12 protein-coding genes and 1 pseudogene are annotated in these 16907 nt (G+C 54.3%); 3 read left to right on the top strand and 10 right to left on the bottom strand.

Annotation, left to right across the window (positions count from 1 at the left end; all coding sequences use genetic code 11):
- The first annotated feature begins 1 nt into the window (after nt 1).
- Nucleotides 2-223: pseudogene (locus tag LA337_16990) on the top strand (hypothetical protein).
- Here the strand turns inward: LA337_16990 and LA337_16995 are convergent.
- Nucleotides 214-1467, bottom strand: coding sequence for a serine hydroxymethyltransferase (locus LA337_16995; protein UBI14862.1), 1254 nt, complete (start codon nt 1465-1467; stop codon nt 214-216). The pseudogene LA337_16990 and the gene LA337_16995 sit on opposite strands and share 10 nt — an antisense overlap.
- Nucleotides 1468-1793: 326 nt before the next feature.
- Between LA337_16995 and hmpA the strand changes: the two genes are divergently transcribed.
- Nucleotides 1794-2984: an NO-inducible flavohemoprotein gene (gene hmpA / locus LA337_17000; protein ID UBI14863.1), complete on the top strand. Its 1191-nt coding sequence runs from the start codon at nt 1794-1796 to the stop codon at nt 2982-2984.
- Nucleotides 2985-3085: 101 nt separating this feature from the next.
- On the opposite strand, the gene glnB is transcribed toward hmpA, so the two are convergent.
- From glnB to purL, 5 genes are all read right to left on the bottom strand, one after another.
- Nucleotides 3086-3424: a nitrogen regulatory protein P-II gene (gene glnB / locus LA337_17005; protein UBI14864.1), complete on the bottom strand. Its 339-nt coding sequence runs from the start codon at nt 3422-3424 to the stop codon at nt 3086-3088.
- Nucleotides 3425-3492: 68 nt separating this feature from the next.
- Nucleotides 3493-4830: a two-component system response regulator GlrR gene (glrR, locus tag LA337_17010; protein UBI14865.1), complete on the bottom strand. Its 1338-nt coding sequence runs from the start codon at nt 4828-4830 to the stop codon at nt 3493-3495.
- Nucleotides 4827-5570 carry a two-component system QseEF-associated lipoprotein QseG gene (qseG, locus tag LA337_17015; GenBank protein UBI14866.1) on the bottom strand — a complete coding sequence of 248 codons (744 nt, stop codon included), beginning with the start codon at nt 5568-5570 and terminating at the stop codon, nt 4827-4829. Before qseG ends, glrR begins: the two co-directional genes overlap by 4 nt.
- Before the next feature lie 22 nt (nt 5571-5592).
- Nucleotides 5593-7023 carry a two component system sensor histidine kinase QseE/GlrK gene (qseE, locus tag LA337_17020; GenBank protein UBI18497.1) on the bottom strand — a complete coding sequence of 477 codons (1431 nt, stop codon included), beginning with the start codon at nt 7021-7023 and terminating at the stop codon, nt 5593-5595.
- Between the two features lie 589 nt (nt 7024-7612).
- Complete coding sequence (purL, locus tag LA337_17025) at nt 7613-11500, bottom strand: phosphoribosylformylglycinamidine synthase (protein UBI14867.1); 3888 nt, start codon at nt 11498-11500, stop codon at nt 7613-7615.
- A gap of 256 nt (nt 11501-11756) precedes the next feature.
- Here purL and mltF point away from each other — a divergent pair, with 256 nt between their 5' ends.
- Complete coding sequence (gene mltF / locus LA337_17030) at nt 11757-13307, top strand: membrane-bound lytic murein transglycosylase MltF (protein UBI14868.1); 1551 nt, start codon at nt 11757-11759, stop codon at nt 13305-13307.
- 48 nt (nt 13308-13355) lie between these two features.
- Here the strand turns inward: mltF and tadA are convergent, their stop codons facing one another.
- From tadA to murQ, 4 genes are all read right to left on the bottom strand, one after another.
- Nucleotides 13356-13853, bottom strand: coding sequence for a tRNA adenosine(34) deaminase TadA (gene tadA, locus LA337_17035; protein UBI14869.1), 498 nt, complete (start codon nt 13851-13853; stop codon nt 13356-13358).
- A gap of 69 nt (nt 13854-13922) precedes the next feature.
- Nucleotides 13923-14558, bottom strand: coding sequence for a phosphatidylglycerophosphatase C (gene yfhb / locus LA337_17040; protein UBI14870.1), 636 nt, complete (start codon nt 14556-14558; stop codon nt 13923-13925).
- Nucleotides 14559-14561: 3 nt separating this feature from the next.
- Complete coding sequence (locus tag LA337_17045) at nt 14562-15926, bottom strand: PTS transporter subunit EIIC (GenBank protein ID UBI14871.1); 1365 nt, start codon at nt 15924-15926, stop codon at nt 14562-14564.
- Between the two features lie 9 nt (nt 15927-15935).
- Complete coding sequence (murQ, locus tag LA337_17050) at nt 15936-16829, bottom strand: N-acetylmuramic acid 6-phosphate etherase (protein UBI14872.1); 894 nt, start codon at nt 16827-16829, stop codon at nt 15936-15938.
- Between the last annotated feature and the right edge of the window lie 78 nt (nt 16830-16907).

Here is a 16907-nt window from a genome sequence, read left to right on the forward strand (position 1 = left end):
CGATGCGCAGAAAGCAATCTGGTTTAACTCACAGGATGGCGTGATTATCGGGGCAGTAACGTTGAATCAGGGGCGAGAAATACGTTTATTGAGAAAATGGATTCAGGCAAAGAAAAAGCCGCCAGCGGCGGCTTTAGCGATGAAACAATCTTACTTAAGTGAATATAGCTGCCGGATAAGGTGTTTACCCCGCCATCCGGCAATCCGTATTACTTACGCGTAGACCGGGAAGCGTGCGCAGATATCCAGCACTTTACCTTTGACGCGCTCGATAACGGCTTCGTCATTGATGTTGTCCAGAACGTCACACATCCAGCCAGCCAGCTCTTTCACTTCCGCTTCTTTGAAGCCACGGCGAGTCACAGCCGGGGAACCGATACGGATACCGGAGGTCACAAACGGGCTCTTCGGATCGTTCGGCACGCTGTTTTTGTTAACGGTGATGTTAGCGCGACCCAGTGCGGCGTCAGCTTCTTTACCGGTCAGGTTTTTATCAACCAGATCCAGCAGGAACAGGTGGTTTTCAGTACCGCCAGAAACCACTTTGTAGCCACGGTTCAGGAACACTTCCACCATCGCTTTGGCGTTTTTGGCAACCTGCTGCTGGTAAACCTTGAACTCAGGCTCCATCGCTTCTTTCAGCGCCACGGCTTTCGCCGCGATCACGTGCATCAGTGGGCCGCCCTGCGCGCTTGGGAACACGGCAGAGTTCAGTTTTTTGTACAGCTCTTCGTCACCGCCTTTCGCCAGGATCAGGCCGCCGCGCGGACCCGCCAGGGTTTTGTGGGTGGTGGTGGTCACAACGTGTGCGTGTGGAACCGGGTTCGGGTAAACGTCTGCGGCAATCAGGCCGGCAACGTGCGCCATGTCAACGAACAGATATGCGCCGATGCTGTCAGCGATTTCACGCATTTTTGCCCAGTCAACAACACCGGAGTAAGCAGAGAAGCCGCCGATGATCATCTTCGGCTTGTGCTCTTTGGCCTGCTTAGCCATGTCTTCGTAGTCAATTTTACCGGACTCATCAATACCGTAAGGGATGATGTTGTACAGTTTGCCGGAGAAGTTAACCGGGGAGCCGTGAGTCAGGTGGCCGCCTTGCGCCAGGTTCATACCCAGAACGGTATCGCCCGGTTGCAGCAGAGCGGTGTAAACAGCGAAGTTAGCCTGAGAGCCGGAGTGCGGTTGTACGTTAGCGTAGTCAGCGCCAAACAGCTCTTTTGCGCGATCGATAGCCAGTTGCTCAACGATATCAACGTACTCGCAACCGCCGTAGTAGCGCTTGCCCGGATAACCTTCAGCATATTTGTTGGTCAGCTGAGAACCCTGCGCCTGCATAACACGCGGGCTGGTGTAGTTTTCGGAGGCGATCAGTTCGATGTGCTCTTCCTGACGTACTTTTTCCTGCTCCATAGCCTGCCACAGTTCGGCATCATAATCGGCAATGTTCATTTCACGCTTTAACATCCGCATCTCCTGACTCAGCTAACAAGTAAATTTTGGCCTGAAAAGGCAGTCTTCCAGGACTTCGGCCAACAGTATAACCGAATCATTCTTCGATAACAGGTCTTGACAAAGGATTTTACGCAAACGATTACCTTCACGGCACACAAGGCTTTGGAGAACAAAGGTCTGCTGAATTTCAACGGATTTCTTTTCAGGTTTGTGATGCAGATTTTTCACGATGTAACCTTTACAACGCAAAGTTACAAAGAACCATTTACAATGCAGGGGTATTTTTTATAAGATGTATTTGACATACATCATTAAAGTCTCAGATAAAGGAAGACCGTATGCTTGACGCACAAACCATCGCTACAGTGAAAGCCACCATTCCCCTGCTGGTTGAAACAGGCCCGAAGCTGACCGCTCATTTCTACGATCGCATGTTTACGCATAACCCAGAGCTGAAAGAAATCTTCAACATGAGTAACCAGCGTAATGGCGATCAGCGTGAAGCGTTGTTTAATGCCATTGCCGCGTATGCCAGCAATATCGAAAACCTGGCGGCGTTGTTGCCAGCCGTTGAGAAAATCGCGCAAAAACATACCAGCTTCCAGATTAAACCGGAGCAGTACAACATCGTGGGTGGTCATTTGCTGGCAACGCTGGACGAAATGTTCAGCCCAGGTCAGGAAGTTCTGGATGCGTGGGGCAAAGCATACGGCGTGCTGGCGAACGTTTTCATCAACCGTGAAGCGCAAATCTACAGCGAAAATGCCAATAAAAATGGCGGCTGGGAAGGTACCCGTCCTTTCCGCATCGTGGCAAAAACCCCGCGTAGTGCACTCATCACCAGCTTTGAGTTTGAACCTGTCGACGGTGGCGCAGTGGCTGAATATCATCCGGGGCAATACCTGGGCGTCTGGCTGAAGCCAGAGGGTTTCCCGCATCAGGAAATTCGTCAGTACTCACTGACCCGTAAACCCGATGGCAAAGGCTACCGTATTGCGGTGAAGCGTGAAGACGGTGGTCAGGTTTCCACCTGGCTGCACAACCATGCAAATGTTGGCGACGTTGTTCACTTAGCTGCACCTGCGGGCGATTTCTTTATGGATGTCGCGACCGATACTCCTGTGTCTTTGATTTCCGCAGGCGTGGGCCAGACCCCGATGCTGGCGATGCTGGATACGCTGGCAAAAGCGCATCATACGGCGCAGGTTAACTGGTTCCACGCGGCAGAAAATGGCGATGTACACGCCTTCGCCGATGAAGTGAATGAACTGGGCAAAACGCTGCCACGCTTTAGCGCACACACCTGGTATCGTGAGCCAACCGAAGCCGATCGCGCGAAAGGTGCGTTTGATAGCGTTGGTCTGATGGATTTGAACAAACTGGAAGGCGCAATCAGCGATCCGACGATGCAGTTTTATCTGTGCGGTCCGGTTGGCTTTATGCAGTTCGCCGCGAAGCAGTTGGTCGGTCTGGGCGTGAAAAACGAAAACATTCATTACGAATGTTTCGGCCCGCATAAAGTGTTGTAATGTATTACGCGAGCAGGCCGGATAAGGCGTTTACGCCGCCATCCGGCAACCACTCTGCCTGATGCGCTACGCTTATCAGGCCTACAAATAAACGGCGCGGCTTAGATGGCCGCGTCGTCTTCTTCGCCGGTACGGATACGAATAACACGCGCCACATCGAAGACAAAAATCTTACCGTCACCGATCTTACCGGTCTGGGCAGTACGAATAATAGTGTCAACGCAGGTATCGACGATGTCGTCGGTGACCACAATTTCAATTTTTACCTTCGGCAGAAAATCCACCATATATTCCGCACCACGGTACAACTCGGTATGGCCTTTCTGACGGCCAAACCCTTTGACTTCTGTTACAGTCATACCGGTAATGCCGACTTCTGCCAGCGCTTCGCGGACGTCGTCCAGCTTGAAGGGTTTAATAATCGCATCAATCTTTTTCATGGTTTTCCTGTCGTTTTTATCGCGTAACCGGTTGCTCACCGTATCATAAATCAGTCGTATTTACGGTGCTACTCTTTAAAGTCGTTTGCATCCAGCTCATGTCGAGAAAGCAATTTATAGAATTCGGTGCGGTTGCGCCCCGCCATTCGCGCTGCGTGGGTCACATTGCCCTTGGTGATTTGCAGCAGTTTACGCAGGTAATTGAGCTCAAACTGGTTACGCGCCTCAACAAAAGTCGGCAGCGCGGTGTTCTCCCCTTCCAGCGCCTGCTCCACCAGCGCGTCGCTGATTACCGGCGAAGAGGTCAACGCCACGCACTGCTCAATCACGTTAACCAACTGACGCACGTTGCCCGGCCAGCTTGCGGTCATTAACCGTTTCATAGCATCGGTCGAAAAGGCGCGCACGAACGGTTTGTGTCGTTCAGCAGACTGACGCAGTAGATGGTTTGCCAGCAGCGGAATATCTTCCGTACGCTCGGCCAGCGCCGGGATCTTCAGGCTCACCACGTTGAGGCGATAGTACAAGTCCTCGCGAAACTCACCTCGCGCCATCGCTTTGGGTAAATCACGGTGAGTCGCGGACACGATCCGCACATCAATGTCGATATCGCGGTTACTGCCCAGCGGTCGGACTTTTCGCTCTTGCAATACGCGCAGCAATTTAACCTGCAACGGCGCGGGCATATCGCCAATCTCATCAAGAAACAGCGTCCCACCCTCCGCGGCCTGAAACAGCCCTTCACGATTGCTCACCGCACCGGTAAAAGCGCCGCGCGCATGACCAAACAGTTCGGACTCGAGCAGTTGTTCCGGCAACGCGCCGCAGTTAATGGCAATAAAAGGCTTGTGGCTACGCGGGCTGGCGTTGTGAATGGCCTGGGCAAACACTTCTTTCCCGGTGCCGCTTTGGCCGTTGATCAATACGCTTACGTCCGATTGCGCTACCATACGCGCCTGTTCCAGTAGGCGCAGCATCAGCGGACTGCGGGTGACGATGGACTCACGCCAGCTGTCATCAGTGGCAGGCGCAGACTGTTCCAGCGCCCCGTCGATCGCGTGGTACAACGCGTCTTTATCGACCGGCTTGGTGAGAAAGCTGAACACCCCTTGCTGCGTCGCCGCCACGGCGTCAGGGATGGAGCCGTGCGCGGTGAGGATAATAACCGGCATTCCTGGCTGAACTTTCTGGATTTCAGTAAACAGCTGCATGCCATCCATTTCATCCATACGCAGATCGCTAATAACCAGATCCACTTTTTCACGGTTCAGCACTCGTAACCCTTCCTGCCCACTTTCCGCGGTCACGACGCTATAACCTTCGCTGGTCAGTCGCATTCCAAGTAATTTCAACAGGCCTGGATCGTCATCCACCAGCAGCAGATGCGCGGGCTTACGGCTTATCATGGCTTGACCTCATCAGCAGACGGCGCTGCGCTTTCCTCGTTATCAGGCAGGGTGAGTTTATCGTTCCCGTGCGACGCATCGGGGTTATAGCTACCAGCAGGTTTGCGCGTGGAAAGCTGGCGTTCAATATCGGTCAGATTCTCCAGCTTGCGGGTCGTGAGATCGAGCTGGGACTGTAAATGCTGTTGCTGTTCACGCAGCGTATCAAGATCGCTGTCTGACGCTTGCTGCAGCTTGCTGTAGCGCATACGCTCTTCGGCAAGCTGCAGCTGCAACGTCTGGCTGCTGCGCCAGACCTGATACAGCGGGCGAACCTGTGGCGGAATTTGCGGGCTTAATGCGTCGAGGCGCGTAACAGCCTCCCGTCTTTCAGGTGGCGTAATATTGGCGTTATCGAGCAGGATCCCACGCCTGAAAGCCTCCTGCCAGGTATCTGGCACCATCATACTGGCTTCACTGCGCGCCTGTACCGGCATCAGGCGATTGGCGCAATCCATCGCCCGCAGCCAGTACAGCGGATTGGTGTCTGTGGGCTGACCAGACAGCGACCAGATATCGCTACAGTCGGTTGCCAGGTAGTCCGCCAGTTGATGAGGCGGAATTTTCTCCTGCGAGGGGTCGCCGATAATATGATTCACCGCGTTCGGAACGCAACCTACCAGCGCCAGGCACGGCAGGCTTGCGAGGATGACGCGGCGGAAAAAATGTCGTTTAAGCATTCGGACAACAACGTATGGCATACTCACCAGACTTAGGTTTATTTTAGTGATTTTTCGCAGCAGATAGCGGCAATTCTATGCGAAAACAAACATTTTGCGCATGGTCATCAACCAGATACAGTTTGCCCCGCATACGGCGGATACAATCTCTGGCAATGCTCAGCCCCAACCCGCTTCCTTTTACCGCCCCTTTTCGCTGATGGCTACCCTGGAAAAAAGGCTCGAAGATCATGGCCTGTTCTGCTTCTGGAATCGGCGTGCCGGTATTCATTACATCAATGTATACCATTGAGCCATGCAAACTGCTGCGGATCCAAATGTTACCGGATTCAGCGCCGTAGTGCACCGCATTGGAATAAAGATTGTCCAGTACGCTCATTAATAGCATCGGTTCTGCCAGACAGGCGTTCACCGCAAGCGCAACATCAGTATGTATCATTTTGGCGCGAGCGGGCAGGCTGTGCGCAGAAACAACGCTTTCCACCAGCGGCGCGATTTCCACACTTTCAAGCTCAACCTCGTCATCCGCCAGCTTGCGGTTGTAATCGAGAAGCTGTTCAATCAGCTTTTGCAGGTTACGGCTACTGTCATCGAGAATACCGACCACCTCTTTTTGCTCCGGTGTTAACGGTCCAACCACCTGATCGGCTAACAGTTCGGTCCCTTCACGCATGCTCGCCAGCGGCGTTTTCAATTCATGGGAAAGATGGCGTAAAAACTGATGCCGTTGCGACTCAAGCCAGGAAAGACGTTCGCTCAGCCAGATAATGCGCTGCCCCACGGAACGCAGCTCCCGGGGGCCGGTAAATAATACGCTATCGCCCAGCGAGCGCCCTTCTCCCAGACGATTAATCATTTTTTCTATGCCCTTCACCGGACCGATTATCATGCGGGTAAACAGCAACACCATCGCCAGGCTGACCAGAAACAGCACCAGTGCCTGCCAGCCAAAGAACTGCCCACGTTCGGCTATTTCCTGCTGGAGCTGCTGCCCACGAGAAAAGACGACGGTGCGCGTCGCTTGTACCATGTCGGTGTTGGCACTGGCGAACGCTTCCAGCCGCGCGGCCGCCACACTGTCAGGACCGCTGTTATTGCACTGCAACTGCGCGAGATCGTTAATGTCCTGTCGCAGTGCCTGGTAAAGCTTGGTGTCTGGCAACACGCCCGCATGCGCATCCAGCATGTCGCTGTAGCGTTTACGCTGACTCTGATAAACCTTAGCCAGCGTTGGGTCATCCAGCACACAATATTGCCGGTAGCTACGCTCCATCTCCAGCGCGGCATTGGTCATCGCTTCGCTGCGTCTGGCGTCAATCAGCGTGGTGCGGTTCGTCAGCGCCGCCTGCGCGCTCAGGGCATTCAGACTTTGCCACGCCTGCCAGGCCAAAACTAACAACGGCAGCAGGATAAGCAAAAATGCCAACGTCACCAATTGACGTAAAGATCGGGGGAAAACTGACCAGCGCTTCAAGGCGTTACTCTCAACGGACAGGAATAGGTTGATGCTAACTGAGGGGAACGCCAGATACAACAAAGCCGGGATCAACCCGGCTTTGTTGTGAAATAAGGCGGTGCCTAACTCGACGTTTCGCCCGAAGGTTGATATGAGCAACGCTAATATCAGATGTTGGACGGCAGGCACCTTGTTGTGCGTCATTCGAAGTTTATGTAGCACGTCCCTAAGGGGCTGACATAAGAAGGTGAATGAGCCACTGAGCGATATTATGCAGCATCTGTGCCAATATTCAAAACACTTTATTAACACAATGATAAATATGGAAAATGTGATTATTCATATGAAAAATGATTTTGGCTGTTTTTTGCACTTTATGTCGCCAATCAGCAACACCTGTAGCACTTAAAAACAAATTCATTTTAAATCAAATAATTAAATGTCTCTTTTTGGCGACAGCTCACCCCCACCCATGTCGGGATTTCCCGACACTTTGCTTTTAGGCGTAAGCGCTGAGTTTATTGCCGGATGGCAACAAAAGCGCCTTATCCAGCCTACAACACAAAAAAGCCCCTCACGGAGAGGGGCTTGATGACGATTGAACTAATTAGCCGAGCTGTTTACGCGCGTTGCGGAAGATACGCATCCACGGGCTGTCCTCGCCCCAGTTTTCCGGATGCCAAGAGTTGCTCACGGTACGGAACACGCGTTCCGGGTGCGGCATCATAATAGTGACGCGACCATTTTCTGTGGTAACGGCTGTAATACCGTTTGGCGAACCGTTCGGGTTAGCCGGATAGGTCTCGGTCACCTTACCGAAGTTATCAACGTAGCGCAGCGCCACCAGACCTTTGCTCTCAAGCTGAGCCAGATGCGCGCCGTCACGCACTTCCACACGACCTTCACCGTGAGAAACGGCAATCGGCATCATCGAACCCACCATATCGGCAAGCAGTAAAGACGGGCTTTGCGTCACTTCGACCAGGCTGAAGCGCGCTTCAAAGCGGTCGGAATGGTTACGCACAAAACGCGGCCACAGGTCGCTTCCCGGGATCAGTTCACGCAGGTTAGACATCATCTGACAACCGTTACATACCCCAAGCGCCAGCGTTTGCGGACGATGGAAGAAGGTTTCGAACTCATCACGAACGCGGTTATTGAACAGAATCGATTTCGCCCAACCTTCCCCTGCGCCGAGTACATCGCCGTAAGAGAAACCGCCGCAGGCTACCAGCGCCTGGAAGTTACCCAGACCGATGCGTCCGCCCAACAGGTCACTCATATGCACATCGATGGCGTCAAAGCCCGCACGGTGGAAGGCTGCCGCCATTTCAACGTGGGAGTTCACGCCCTGCTCACGCAGTACGGCCACTTTTGGACGCGCACCGGTGGCGATGTACGGCGCGGCAACATCTTCGTTGATATCAAACGACAGTTTAACGTTGAGGCCTGGATCGGCATCGTTAGTTTTAGCGTCATGTTCCTGATCGGCACACTCAGGGTTATCGCGCAGACGCTGCATCTGCCAGGTGGTTTCCGCCCACCACATACGAAGCTGTGTGCGGCTTTCGCTGAACACATTCTGACCATTGGCGCTCAGAGTGAAACGATCACCCGTTACCGCCTGACCAAGATAGTGCACGCAATCCGCCAGCCCGTGAGCAGCCAGAATCGCTTCTACCGCTTCACGCTCAGCAGCGCGAACCTGGATAACCGCGCCCAGCTCTTCGTTAAACAGCGCCGCCAGACGATCGTCGCCCAGAGTGCTGATATCAACCTCAATACCGCAGTGCCCGGCGAAGGCCATTTCAGCCAGCGTCACCAGCAGCCCACCGTCGGAACGGTCATGGTAGGCCAGCAGCTTACGCGCAGCAACCAGCGCCTGAATCGCGTCGTAGAAGCCTTTCAGTTGCTCAACGTTACGCACATCGGCAGGCTTATCGCCCAGTTGACGGTAAACCTGCGCCAGTGCCGTAGCCCCCAGCGCATTATTACCGAGACCGAGGTCAATCAGCAGCAGGGCATTGTCTTCGATAGAGAGTTGCGGGGTAATAGTGTGGCGCACGTCTTCCACGCGGGCAAAGGCGGTGATCACCAGCGACAGTGGTGAGGTCATTTCACGCTGTTCATTACCTTGCTGCCAGCGGGTTTTCATCGACATAGAGTCTTTGCCCACCGGAATGGTCAGGCCAAGCGCCGGACATAATTCTTCCCCAACGGCTTTTACCGCTTCGTACAGGCCGGCATCTTCACCAGGATGACCCGCAGCCGCCATCCAGTTAGCCGAAAGTTTAATGCGTTTGATATCGCCAATCTGCGTTGCAGCAATGTTGGTCAGCGCTTCACCTACCGCCAGACGCGCAGAGGCCGAGAAATCCAGTAATGCAACCGGCGCACGCTCGCCGAGAGACATCGCTTCACCGTAATAACTATCCAGGCTTGCGGTAGTGACCGCGCAGTTGGCGACCGGAATCTGCCACGGACCAACCATCTGGTCACGCGCCACCATGCCGGTAACGGTACGGTCGCCGATAGTCACGAGGAACGTTTTCTCTGCAACAGTCGGCAGATGCAGCACGCGGTTAACCGCATCTGCAATCGAGATTTCGCCACGATTCAGGGCATCGCCTTTGGCTTTCAGCGTCTGCACATCGCGGGTCATCTTCGGCGTTTTACCCAGCAGCACATCGAGCGGCATGTCGATCGGCTGGTTGTTGAAGTGGCTGTCGCTGAGCGTGAGATGCTGTTCTTCGGTGGCTTCACCGATCACCGCATACGGCGCGCGCTCACGCTTACACAGTTCATCAAACAGCGGCAACTGGTCGGCGGCAACCGCCAGCACGTAGCGCTCCTGGGATTCGTTGCACCAGATTTCCAGCGGGCTCATGCCCGGCTCGTCGCTAAGAATATCGCGCAGTTGGAACTTACCGCCACGACCGCCATCACTGACCAGCTCCGGCATAGCGTTAGACAGGCCGCCCGCGCCCACGTCGTGGATAAACAGGATCGGGTTCGCATCGCCCATCTGCCAGCAGCGGTCGATAACTTCCTGGCAACGACGTTCCATCTCAGGGTTGTCACGCTGCACGGAAGCGAAATCCAGATCGGCATCAGACTGGCCGGAAGCCATAGAGGAAGCAGCCCCGCCGCCAAGACCGATGTTCATCGCCGGACCGCCAAGGACGATAAGCTTAGCGCCAACGACGATCTCACCTTTCTGCACGTGATCGGCGCGGATGTTACCGATCCCGCCCGCCAGCATGATCGGTTTATGGTAGCCGCGCAGCTCTTCGCCGTTGTGGCTGTTCACTTTCTCTTCATAGGTACGGAAGTAGCCGGTCAGCGCCGGGCGACCAAACTCGTTGTTAAACGCCGCGCCGCCCAGTGGCCCTTCGGTCATGATATCCAGCGCGGTAACAATACGGTCCGGCTTACCAAAGTCTTCTTCCCACGGCTGTTCAAAGCCAGGAATACGCAGGTTGGAAACGGAGAAGCCCACCAGCCCGGCTTTCGGTTTTGCACCGCGACCCGTTGCGCCCTCGTCGCGGATTTCACCGCCGGATCCGGTTGCCGCGCCCGGCCACGGAGAGATAGCCGTCGGGTGGTTGTGAGTTTCAACCTTCATCAGGATGTGGGCTGGCTCCTGATGGAAATCGTAGCGACCCGTTTTGTGGTCGGCAAAATAGCGGCCCACTTCGGAACCTTCCATTACCGCGGCGTTGTCTTTATAGGCAGACAGAACGTGGTCCGGCGTGGTTTCGAATGTATTTTTGATCATCTTGAACAGCGACTTCGGCTGCTGTTTACCGTCGATGATCCAGTCGGCGTTGAAAATCTTGTGGCGACAGTGCTCGGAGTTGGCCTGCGCAAACATGTACAGTTCAATGTCGTTCGGGTTGCGCCCCAGTTTGGTGAACGCATCCTGCAGATAGTCGATTTCGTCTTCCGCCAGCGCCAGACCCAGACGCAGGTTAGCGTCGATCAGCGCCTGGCGTCCCTCACCCAGCAAATCAACGCTGGAAACCGGCGCAGGCTGATGATGAACAAACAGTTTTTCGGCATCGTTCAATGCAGAAAAAACCGTTTCCATCATGCGGTCGTGCAGTTCATCGGCAACCATCTGCCATTGCTCAGCGGTCAGCGTCGAGGCTTCGACATACCAGGCAATACCACGTTCCAGACGGCTAATCTGTTGCAGGCCGCAGTTATGGGCAATATCAGTCGCTTTAGAAGACCACGGGGAGATGGTGCCGGGGCGAGGGGTAACCAGCAGCAGTTTGCCTTCAGGGGCGTGGCTGTGCAGAGCAGGACCATATTTCAGCAGGCGTGCAAGCTGAGCGTGCTCATCCTCATTCAACGGTGCATTCAGATCGGCAAAATGGACGTACTCGGCGTAAATATTGTGGACCTGGAGGTTGGCAGCCTGAAAACGTGCCAGCAGTTTGTTAATACGGAATGCAGACAGTGCAGGTGAACCACGCAGAATTTCCATCATAAGTCTCTCGTCTTCTAAGCTTTCGGTGTGCCCAAGTGGGGAAACGGGCGTTATTATAAAGAATCTACCGCGCCGACGAAACCGTTTGCGTCGAAATAAAATCACGACCTTCTCTTATCATCAAATGCGGTCTGGTTTCTGAATAAGTTGCCAACTGACGCAAGTTTAAGCAAAATGCCGCTCATTAATGACGACTTCACTTCTTAATCAACACCACAGCAGGCAGAGACAACGTACGGTTCAGAGAATTAACTAATTGAAAAAATTAAAGATTAATTATCTGTTCATCGGCATATTAACGCTGTTGTTGGCAGCGGCCCTCTGGCCATCAATTCCCTGGTTCGGTAAAGCCGAAAATCGTATCGCCGCCATTCAGTCGCGGGGAGAGCTGCGCGTCAGTACCATCGACTCACCATTAACTTACGCGACCCTCAACGGCAAAAAATTCGGTCTGGATTATGAACTGGCCCAGGAGTTCGCCAACTACTTAGGCGTGAAGTTAAAAGTCACCGTGCGCCAGAATATCAGCCAGCTTTTTGACGACCTCGATAACGGTAATGCCGATCTGTTAGCCGCAGGCCTGGTCTATAACAGCGAACGGGTGAAAAATTATCAGCCCGGCCCGACCTATTATTCGGTTTCACAACAGTTGGTGTATCGGGTTGGGCAATACCGCCCACGCACGCTTGCCACCGTGAACGAAAATCAACTGACCATCGCCCCGGGGCACGTGGTGGTTAACGATCTCCAGTTGCTTAAAGAGAAAAAATTCCCCGAGCTGAGCTGGAAGGTTGACGACAAAAAGGGCACGACTGAACTGCTTGATGATGTTATCGCCGGAAAGCTGGATTACACCATTGCCGATTCCGTCGCCATCAGCTTATACCAACGCGTACACCCTGAGCTGGCCGTGGCGTTGGACGTCTCTGACGAACAGCCGGTGACCTGGTTTAGTCGTCTGGACGATGACAATACGCTTTCTGCCGCCCTGCTGGATTTCTTCAACACCATGAATGAAGACGGTTCTCTGGCACGGCTGGAAGAGAAATATCTCGGGCATGGCGATGATTTTGACTATGTTGATACCCGCACCTTTTTGCGCGCCGTAGACAGCGTGTTGCCAGACCTTAAGCCGCTGTTTGAGAAATATGCGCAAGAGATAGACTGGCGACTGCTCGCCGCTATCTCGTATCAGGAATCACACTGGGACGCGCAGGCCACATCCCCAACCGGCGTACGCGGACTGATGATGCTGACCAAAAATACGGCTCAAAGTCTCGGGCTGACCGACCGTACAGATGCTGAACAAAGCATTAGCGGCGGCGCGCGATATTTGCAGGACATGATGAGTAAAGTGCCGGATACCGTCCCCGAAGGGGAACGCATCTGGTTTGCGCTCGCAGCCTATAACATGGGTTATGCGCACATGCTGGATGCACGGGCGCTGACGGTGAAAACCAAAGGCAATCCGAATAGCTGGTCCGACGTAAAACAACGACTGCCGTTGCTCAGCCAAAAGCCGTATTACAACAAGCTGACCTATGGTTATGCGCGCGGCCACGAAGCCTACGCCTATGTAGAAAACATCCGTAAATACCAGATTAGCCTGGTGGGGTATCTGCAGGAGAAAGAGAAACAGGCGCTGGAAACACAGCAACTGGCGCAAGATTACCCGGCTGTGACACCAGCAGAGCTATTAGGTAAAGATGAATTCCCGCTTTCGGCGTTTCTGTCTCAGACGTCGTCAAACTACCTGTCGCACTCGCCTTCCCTGCTGTTTTCACCGCAGAAAAAAGAGGGTAAGTAGTCCTGGTGGCCTGATAAGCGCAGCGTCATCAGGCAATCAGAGCGACATTTACAAACTGGCGGATTTTTTCAGGGCTTTAATTTCCTGACGACGCATACGAAAGAAATCGCTGAGCAGCGTGGCGCATTCATCCCGCAGGACTCCCTCTGTCACTTCAACCCGATGATTCATTCCAGGGTGATGCAGCACATCCATTAATGACCCGGCAGCTCCGGTTTTCGCATCGCGCGCGCCATAAACGACCCGCCCAATACGACTGTGCACCATCGCGCCAGCGCACATCACGCACGGTTCCAGAGTGACGTACAGCGTGGCATCCAACAGCCGGTAATTTTGCAGCACCAGGCCACCCTGACGCAGCGCCATAATTTCAGCGTGGGCAGTCGGATCATGGTGACCAATCGGACGGTTCCAGCCTTCGCCAATCACACGGTTGTTATGTACCAATACCGCGCCCACCGGGACTTCACGCTCATCCCAGGCGCGCTTAGCCAGCGTTAAAGCATGACGCATCCAGTATTCGTGACTAAATTCAACTTCAGACAAAGAGGTTACTCCACTAATAAAAGCGGACGCATTATACCCGTCATGCTTTAAATTGCATGTGCGTTGGCTTCATTCGAGTTGTTGCAGTTCTCCGCGCGGCGTGACGCGCCAGCGGTGCTGGCAAAAAGAGAGCAGCGGATTGTCCTGATTACTGTCGCTGTAGCCACTGTATAGCTGTAACGGCGCGCCAATGTGGCGTTCAAGCTGCGTCACTTTCTCATGGCCCAGGCAGCGCAGAGGCAACACCCACCCGCCGTATCCCCGCGCCATTTTGCTGGCTATCAGATTGACACGCGGTAACCACGGCGTGTCGAAGTAAACCTGCTCGACCAGTGACTGCGGGGATCCGGTGATAAGCCAGATATCAGCGTCAGAGCTTAACAGGTAAGTTGTCAGCCGCTGTTGCACGAGCGGAAACGCCGTCACGTTACCACGAAACCAGCGCACAAATTCGGCCTGATGCGCTTTCAGACGCGCCTCGCTACGACCAAATGTGCATCCCCACAGCAGCAGGCTCATTGGCCAGCGCGCGGCGCGTCCTTTTATCAACAACGCCAGCGCAATCACCGGTAACAAAGGTAGCACAAGCAGCGCATTCAGCGGCTGGCGTCGCAGCAGATAACGAATGAAACTACCGAACATATCCTGCTGGTGTAACGTGCCATCTAAATCAAAAAAGACAACGCGGCGCTGGTGATTGGTCAAACCTTATTCCTCTGGATCGTTGAACCCCAATAGCCAGGTAAACAGGAACCCGGCGATAACTGCTACCAGATAGCCTAACAGATAGAACATCACTTTTCCGGCAACAATCGTCAGTGCCAGCGGTAATCCGGAGATGCCAAAGGTGATGACCGTCGCTACCTTCCAGTAGCTAATCAGCGCCCCGCCTACCGCTCCGCCAAGGCAAGCGCCGATAAACGGCTTACCCAACGGCAGCGTGACACCAAAAATCAGCGGCTCGCCAATCCCCAGCAGTCCGACCGGCAGCGCCCCTTTGATCACTTTCTTTAGCCGCGCATTGCGGGTTTTCATCAAAACCGCAATCGCAGCACCTATTTGCCCAACCCCCGCCATCGCCAGGATAGGAAAGAGCGCGTTATAACCGTGCGCCTGAACCAGCTCAACGTGAATAGGTACCAACCCCTGATGAAGCCCGGTAAGCACCAACGGCAGAAAGGTTCCCGCCAGCACGGCACCGACCAGGAATCCGCCGCGATCGATAGCCCAGGATGCACCGTGAGCGATAGATTCAGAAATCCAGCCGCCAAGCGGTTGCAGCGCTACAATCGCGATGATTCCGGTAATGATAGTAGTCAGCAGCGGGTTAAGGATCAGCTCCAGCGATTCCGGCAACAGCACGCGGAATTTGCGTTCGATCCAGCACATCAGCGCCACCACCAGTAGTACCGCGATCACCCCGCCGCGCCCCGGCTGCAGCGCTTCGCCAAACAGGGTAATTTGCGCCAGCTGCGGACTGGAGAGGATCCCCGCCATCACCCCCCCCATCGCCAGAGAGCCGCCGAAGACTTTGGCGGTATTCACCCCAACCAGAATATTCATGATGGCAAACACGGCGCTGCCGAATATGCCCATCAGACCCAGCATATTCGGATAGTGGGTCGCAAAATCCCCGACGATGTCCGGTCGCTTAAGGATGTTAATAATGCCGGTAATCAAACCGGAGGCGATAAACGCCGGAATAAGAGGGATAAAGACGTTCGCCAGCTTGCGCAGCGCATCGCTCATGGGTGCTTTGTACTTCGCTTTGGCCTCTGACTTCGTGCGCTCGATATCATTGGCGTCTGCTCGCTCGCCGCCATCGGCAATCAGGGAACGCATAGCATCCACCACTTTGGCGGCTTTACCGGGACCGACGATAATCTGGTGCTGTGCGCCCTGCTTCACGTAACCGCTAACACCGGGCAGTTGCCTGAGGCGAGGGATATCAATCTGTCCGTCATCCTGAACTTCCACTCTGACGCGGGTCATACAGTTTTCCAGGCGCAGAATATTCTTTTCTCCGCCAACGCCCAGCAGAATGTCGCTGGCCAGCACCGCCGTCTTATCCATATACACCTCTTAGTGTTCTAACGCCGCGCGTAAAAAACCCTGGTGAGCGGCAAGTTTTTCGCGGGCGGCGGCGGCATCAAGGCCGGTGAGCGCCATTAAAATAGCCGGCTTAACATCAAAATCGGTCTGCTTTAGCAGCGCCTGCGCCTGTTCACGCGCGATGCCGGTGGCTTCAACCACCATGCGACATGCCCGATCGACCAGCTTGACGTTGGTAGCCTGCATATCCACCATCAGGTTCTGGTATACCTTGCCAAATTTCACCATCGCACCGGTGGAGATCATATTGAGCACCAGCTTTTGCGCGGTACCAGATTTCAGTCGCGTTGATCCGGTCAACGCCTCAGGCCCCACTACCGGAGAAATGGCAATATCCGCTTCATGCGCGATAGGGGAATCTGGATTGCAGGAAATCGCCGCCGTCGTACAACCCACCGAACGCGCATATTTCAGCCCGCCAATCACATACGGTGTGCGACCAGAAGCTGCCAGCCCCACCACCAGATCCTGTGCGGTAAGATTGAGCGCACGCAGATCGTCTTCACCTAACTGCGGGTTATCTTCTGCGCCTTCTACCGCCTTCAGCAGCGCGCCCGGTCCGCCAGCAATCAGCCCGACCACCAGACCATGCGGGACGCCAAAGGTCGGTGGGCATTCAGACGCGTCCAGCACCCCAAGACGCCCGCTGGTACCTGCGCCCATGTATATAATGCGTCCTCCGGCTTTGAGCGCGTCAGCTGCCGCGTCGACCGCGCGCGCAACTTGAGGCAGAGTTGCTTTTACTGCTTGTGCTACCAGCGTATCCTGTTGATTAAAACGATGAACCAACTCCAGCGTGGAGAGCGCATCCAGATCCATGGTCTGTGGATTGCGGGTTTCTGAAACTAATGCACCGAGATTCATTTTTGGTCCTTAGGAATTTTTAATTCATAATAATCTGTCATAATGGAATATTATATTCATCCAGGCGAGTGAAATTTT

Origin of the sequence: Citrobacter europaeus, from assembly GCA_020099315.1 — a bacterium.
GTDB classification, from domain to species: domain Bacteria; phylum Pseudomonadota; class Gammaproteobacteria; order Enterobacterales; family Enterobacteriaceae; genus Citrobacter; species Citrobacter europaeus.

Excerpts from the sequence above, each read along its gene's own strand:
- purL (UBI14867.1), bottom strand. The coding sequence starts at position 11,500 with ATGATGGAAATTCTGCGTGGTTCACCTGCACTGTCTGCATTCCGTATT.
- LA337_17045 (UBI14871.1), bottom strand. The coding sequence starts at position 15,926 with ATGGATAAGACGGCGGTGCTGGCCAGCGACATTCTGCTGGGCGTTGGC.
- glnB (UBI14864.1), bottom strand. The coding sequence starts at position 3,424 with ATGAAAAAGATTGATGCGATTATTAAACCCTTCAAGCTGGACGACGTC.
- qseG (UBI14866.1), bottom strand. The coding sequence starts at position 5,570 with ATGCCATACGTTGTTGTCCGAATGCTTAAACGACATTTTTTCCGCCGC.
- LA337_16995 (UBI14862.1), bottom strand. The coding sequence starts at position 1,467 with ATGTTAAAGCGTGAAATGAACATTGCCGATTATGATGCCGAACTGTGG.
- glrR (UBI14865.1), bottom strand. The coding sequence starts at position 4,830 with ATGATAAGCCGTAAGCCCGCGCATCTGCTGCTGGTGGATGACGATCCA.
- hmpA (UBI14863.1), top strand. The coding sequence starts at position 1,794 with ATGCTTGACGCACAAACCATCGCTACAGTGAAAGCCACCATTCCCCTG.
- murQ (UBI14872.1), bottom strand. The coding sequence starts at position 16,829 with ATGAATCTCGGTGCATTAGTTTCAGAAACCCGCAATCCACAGACCATG.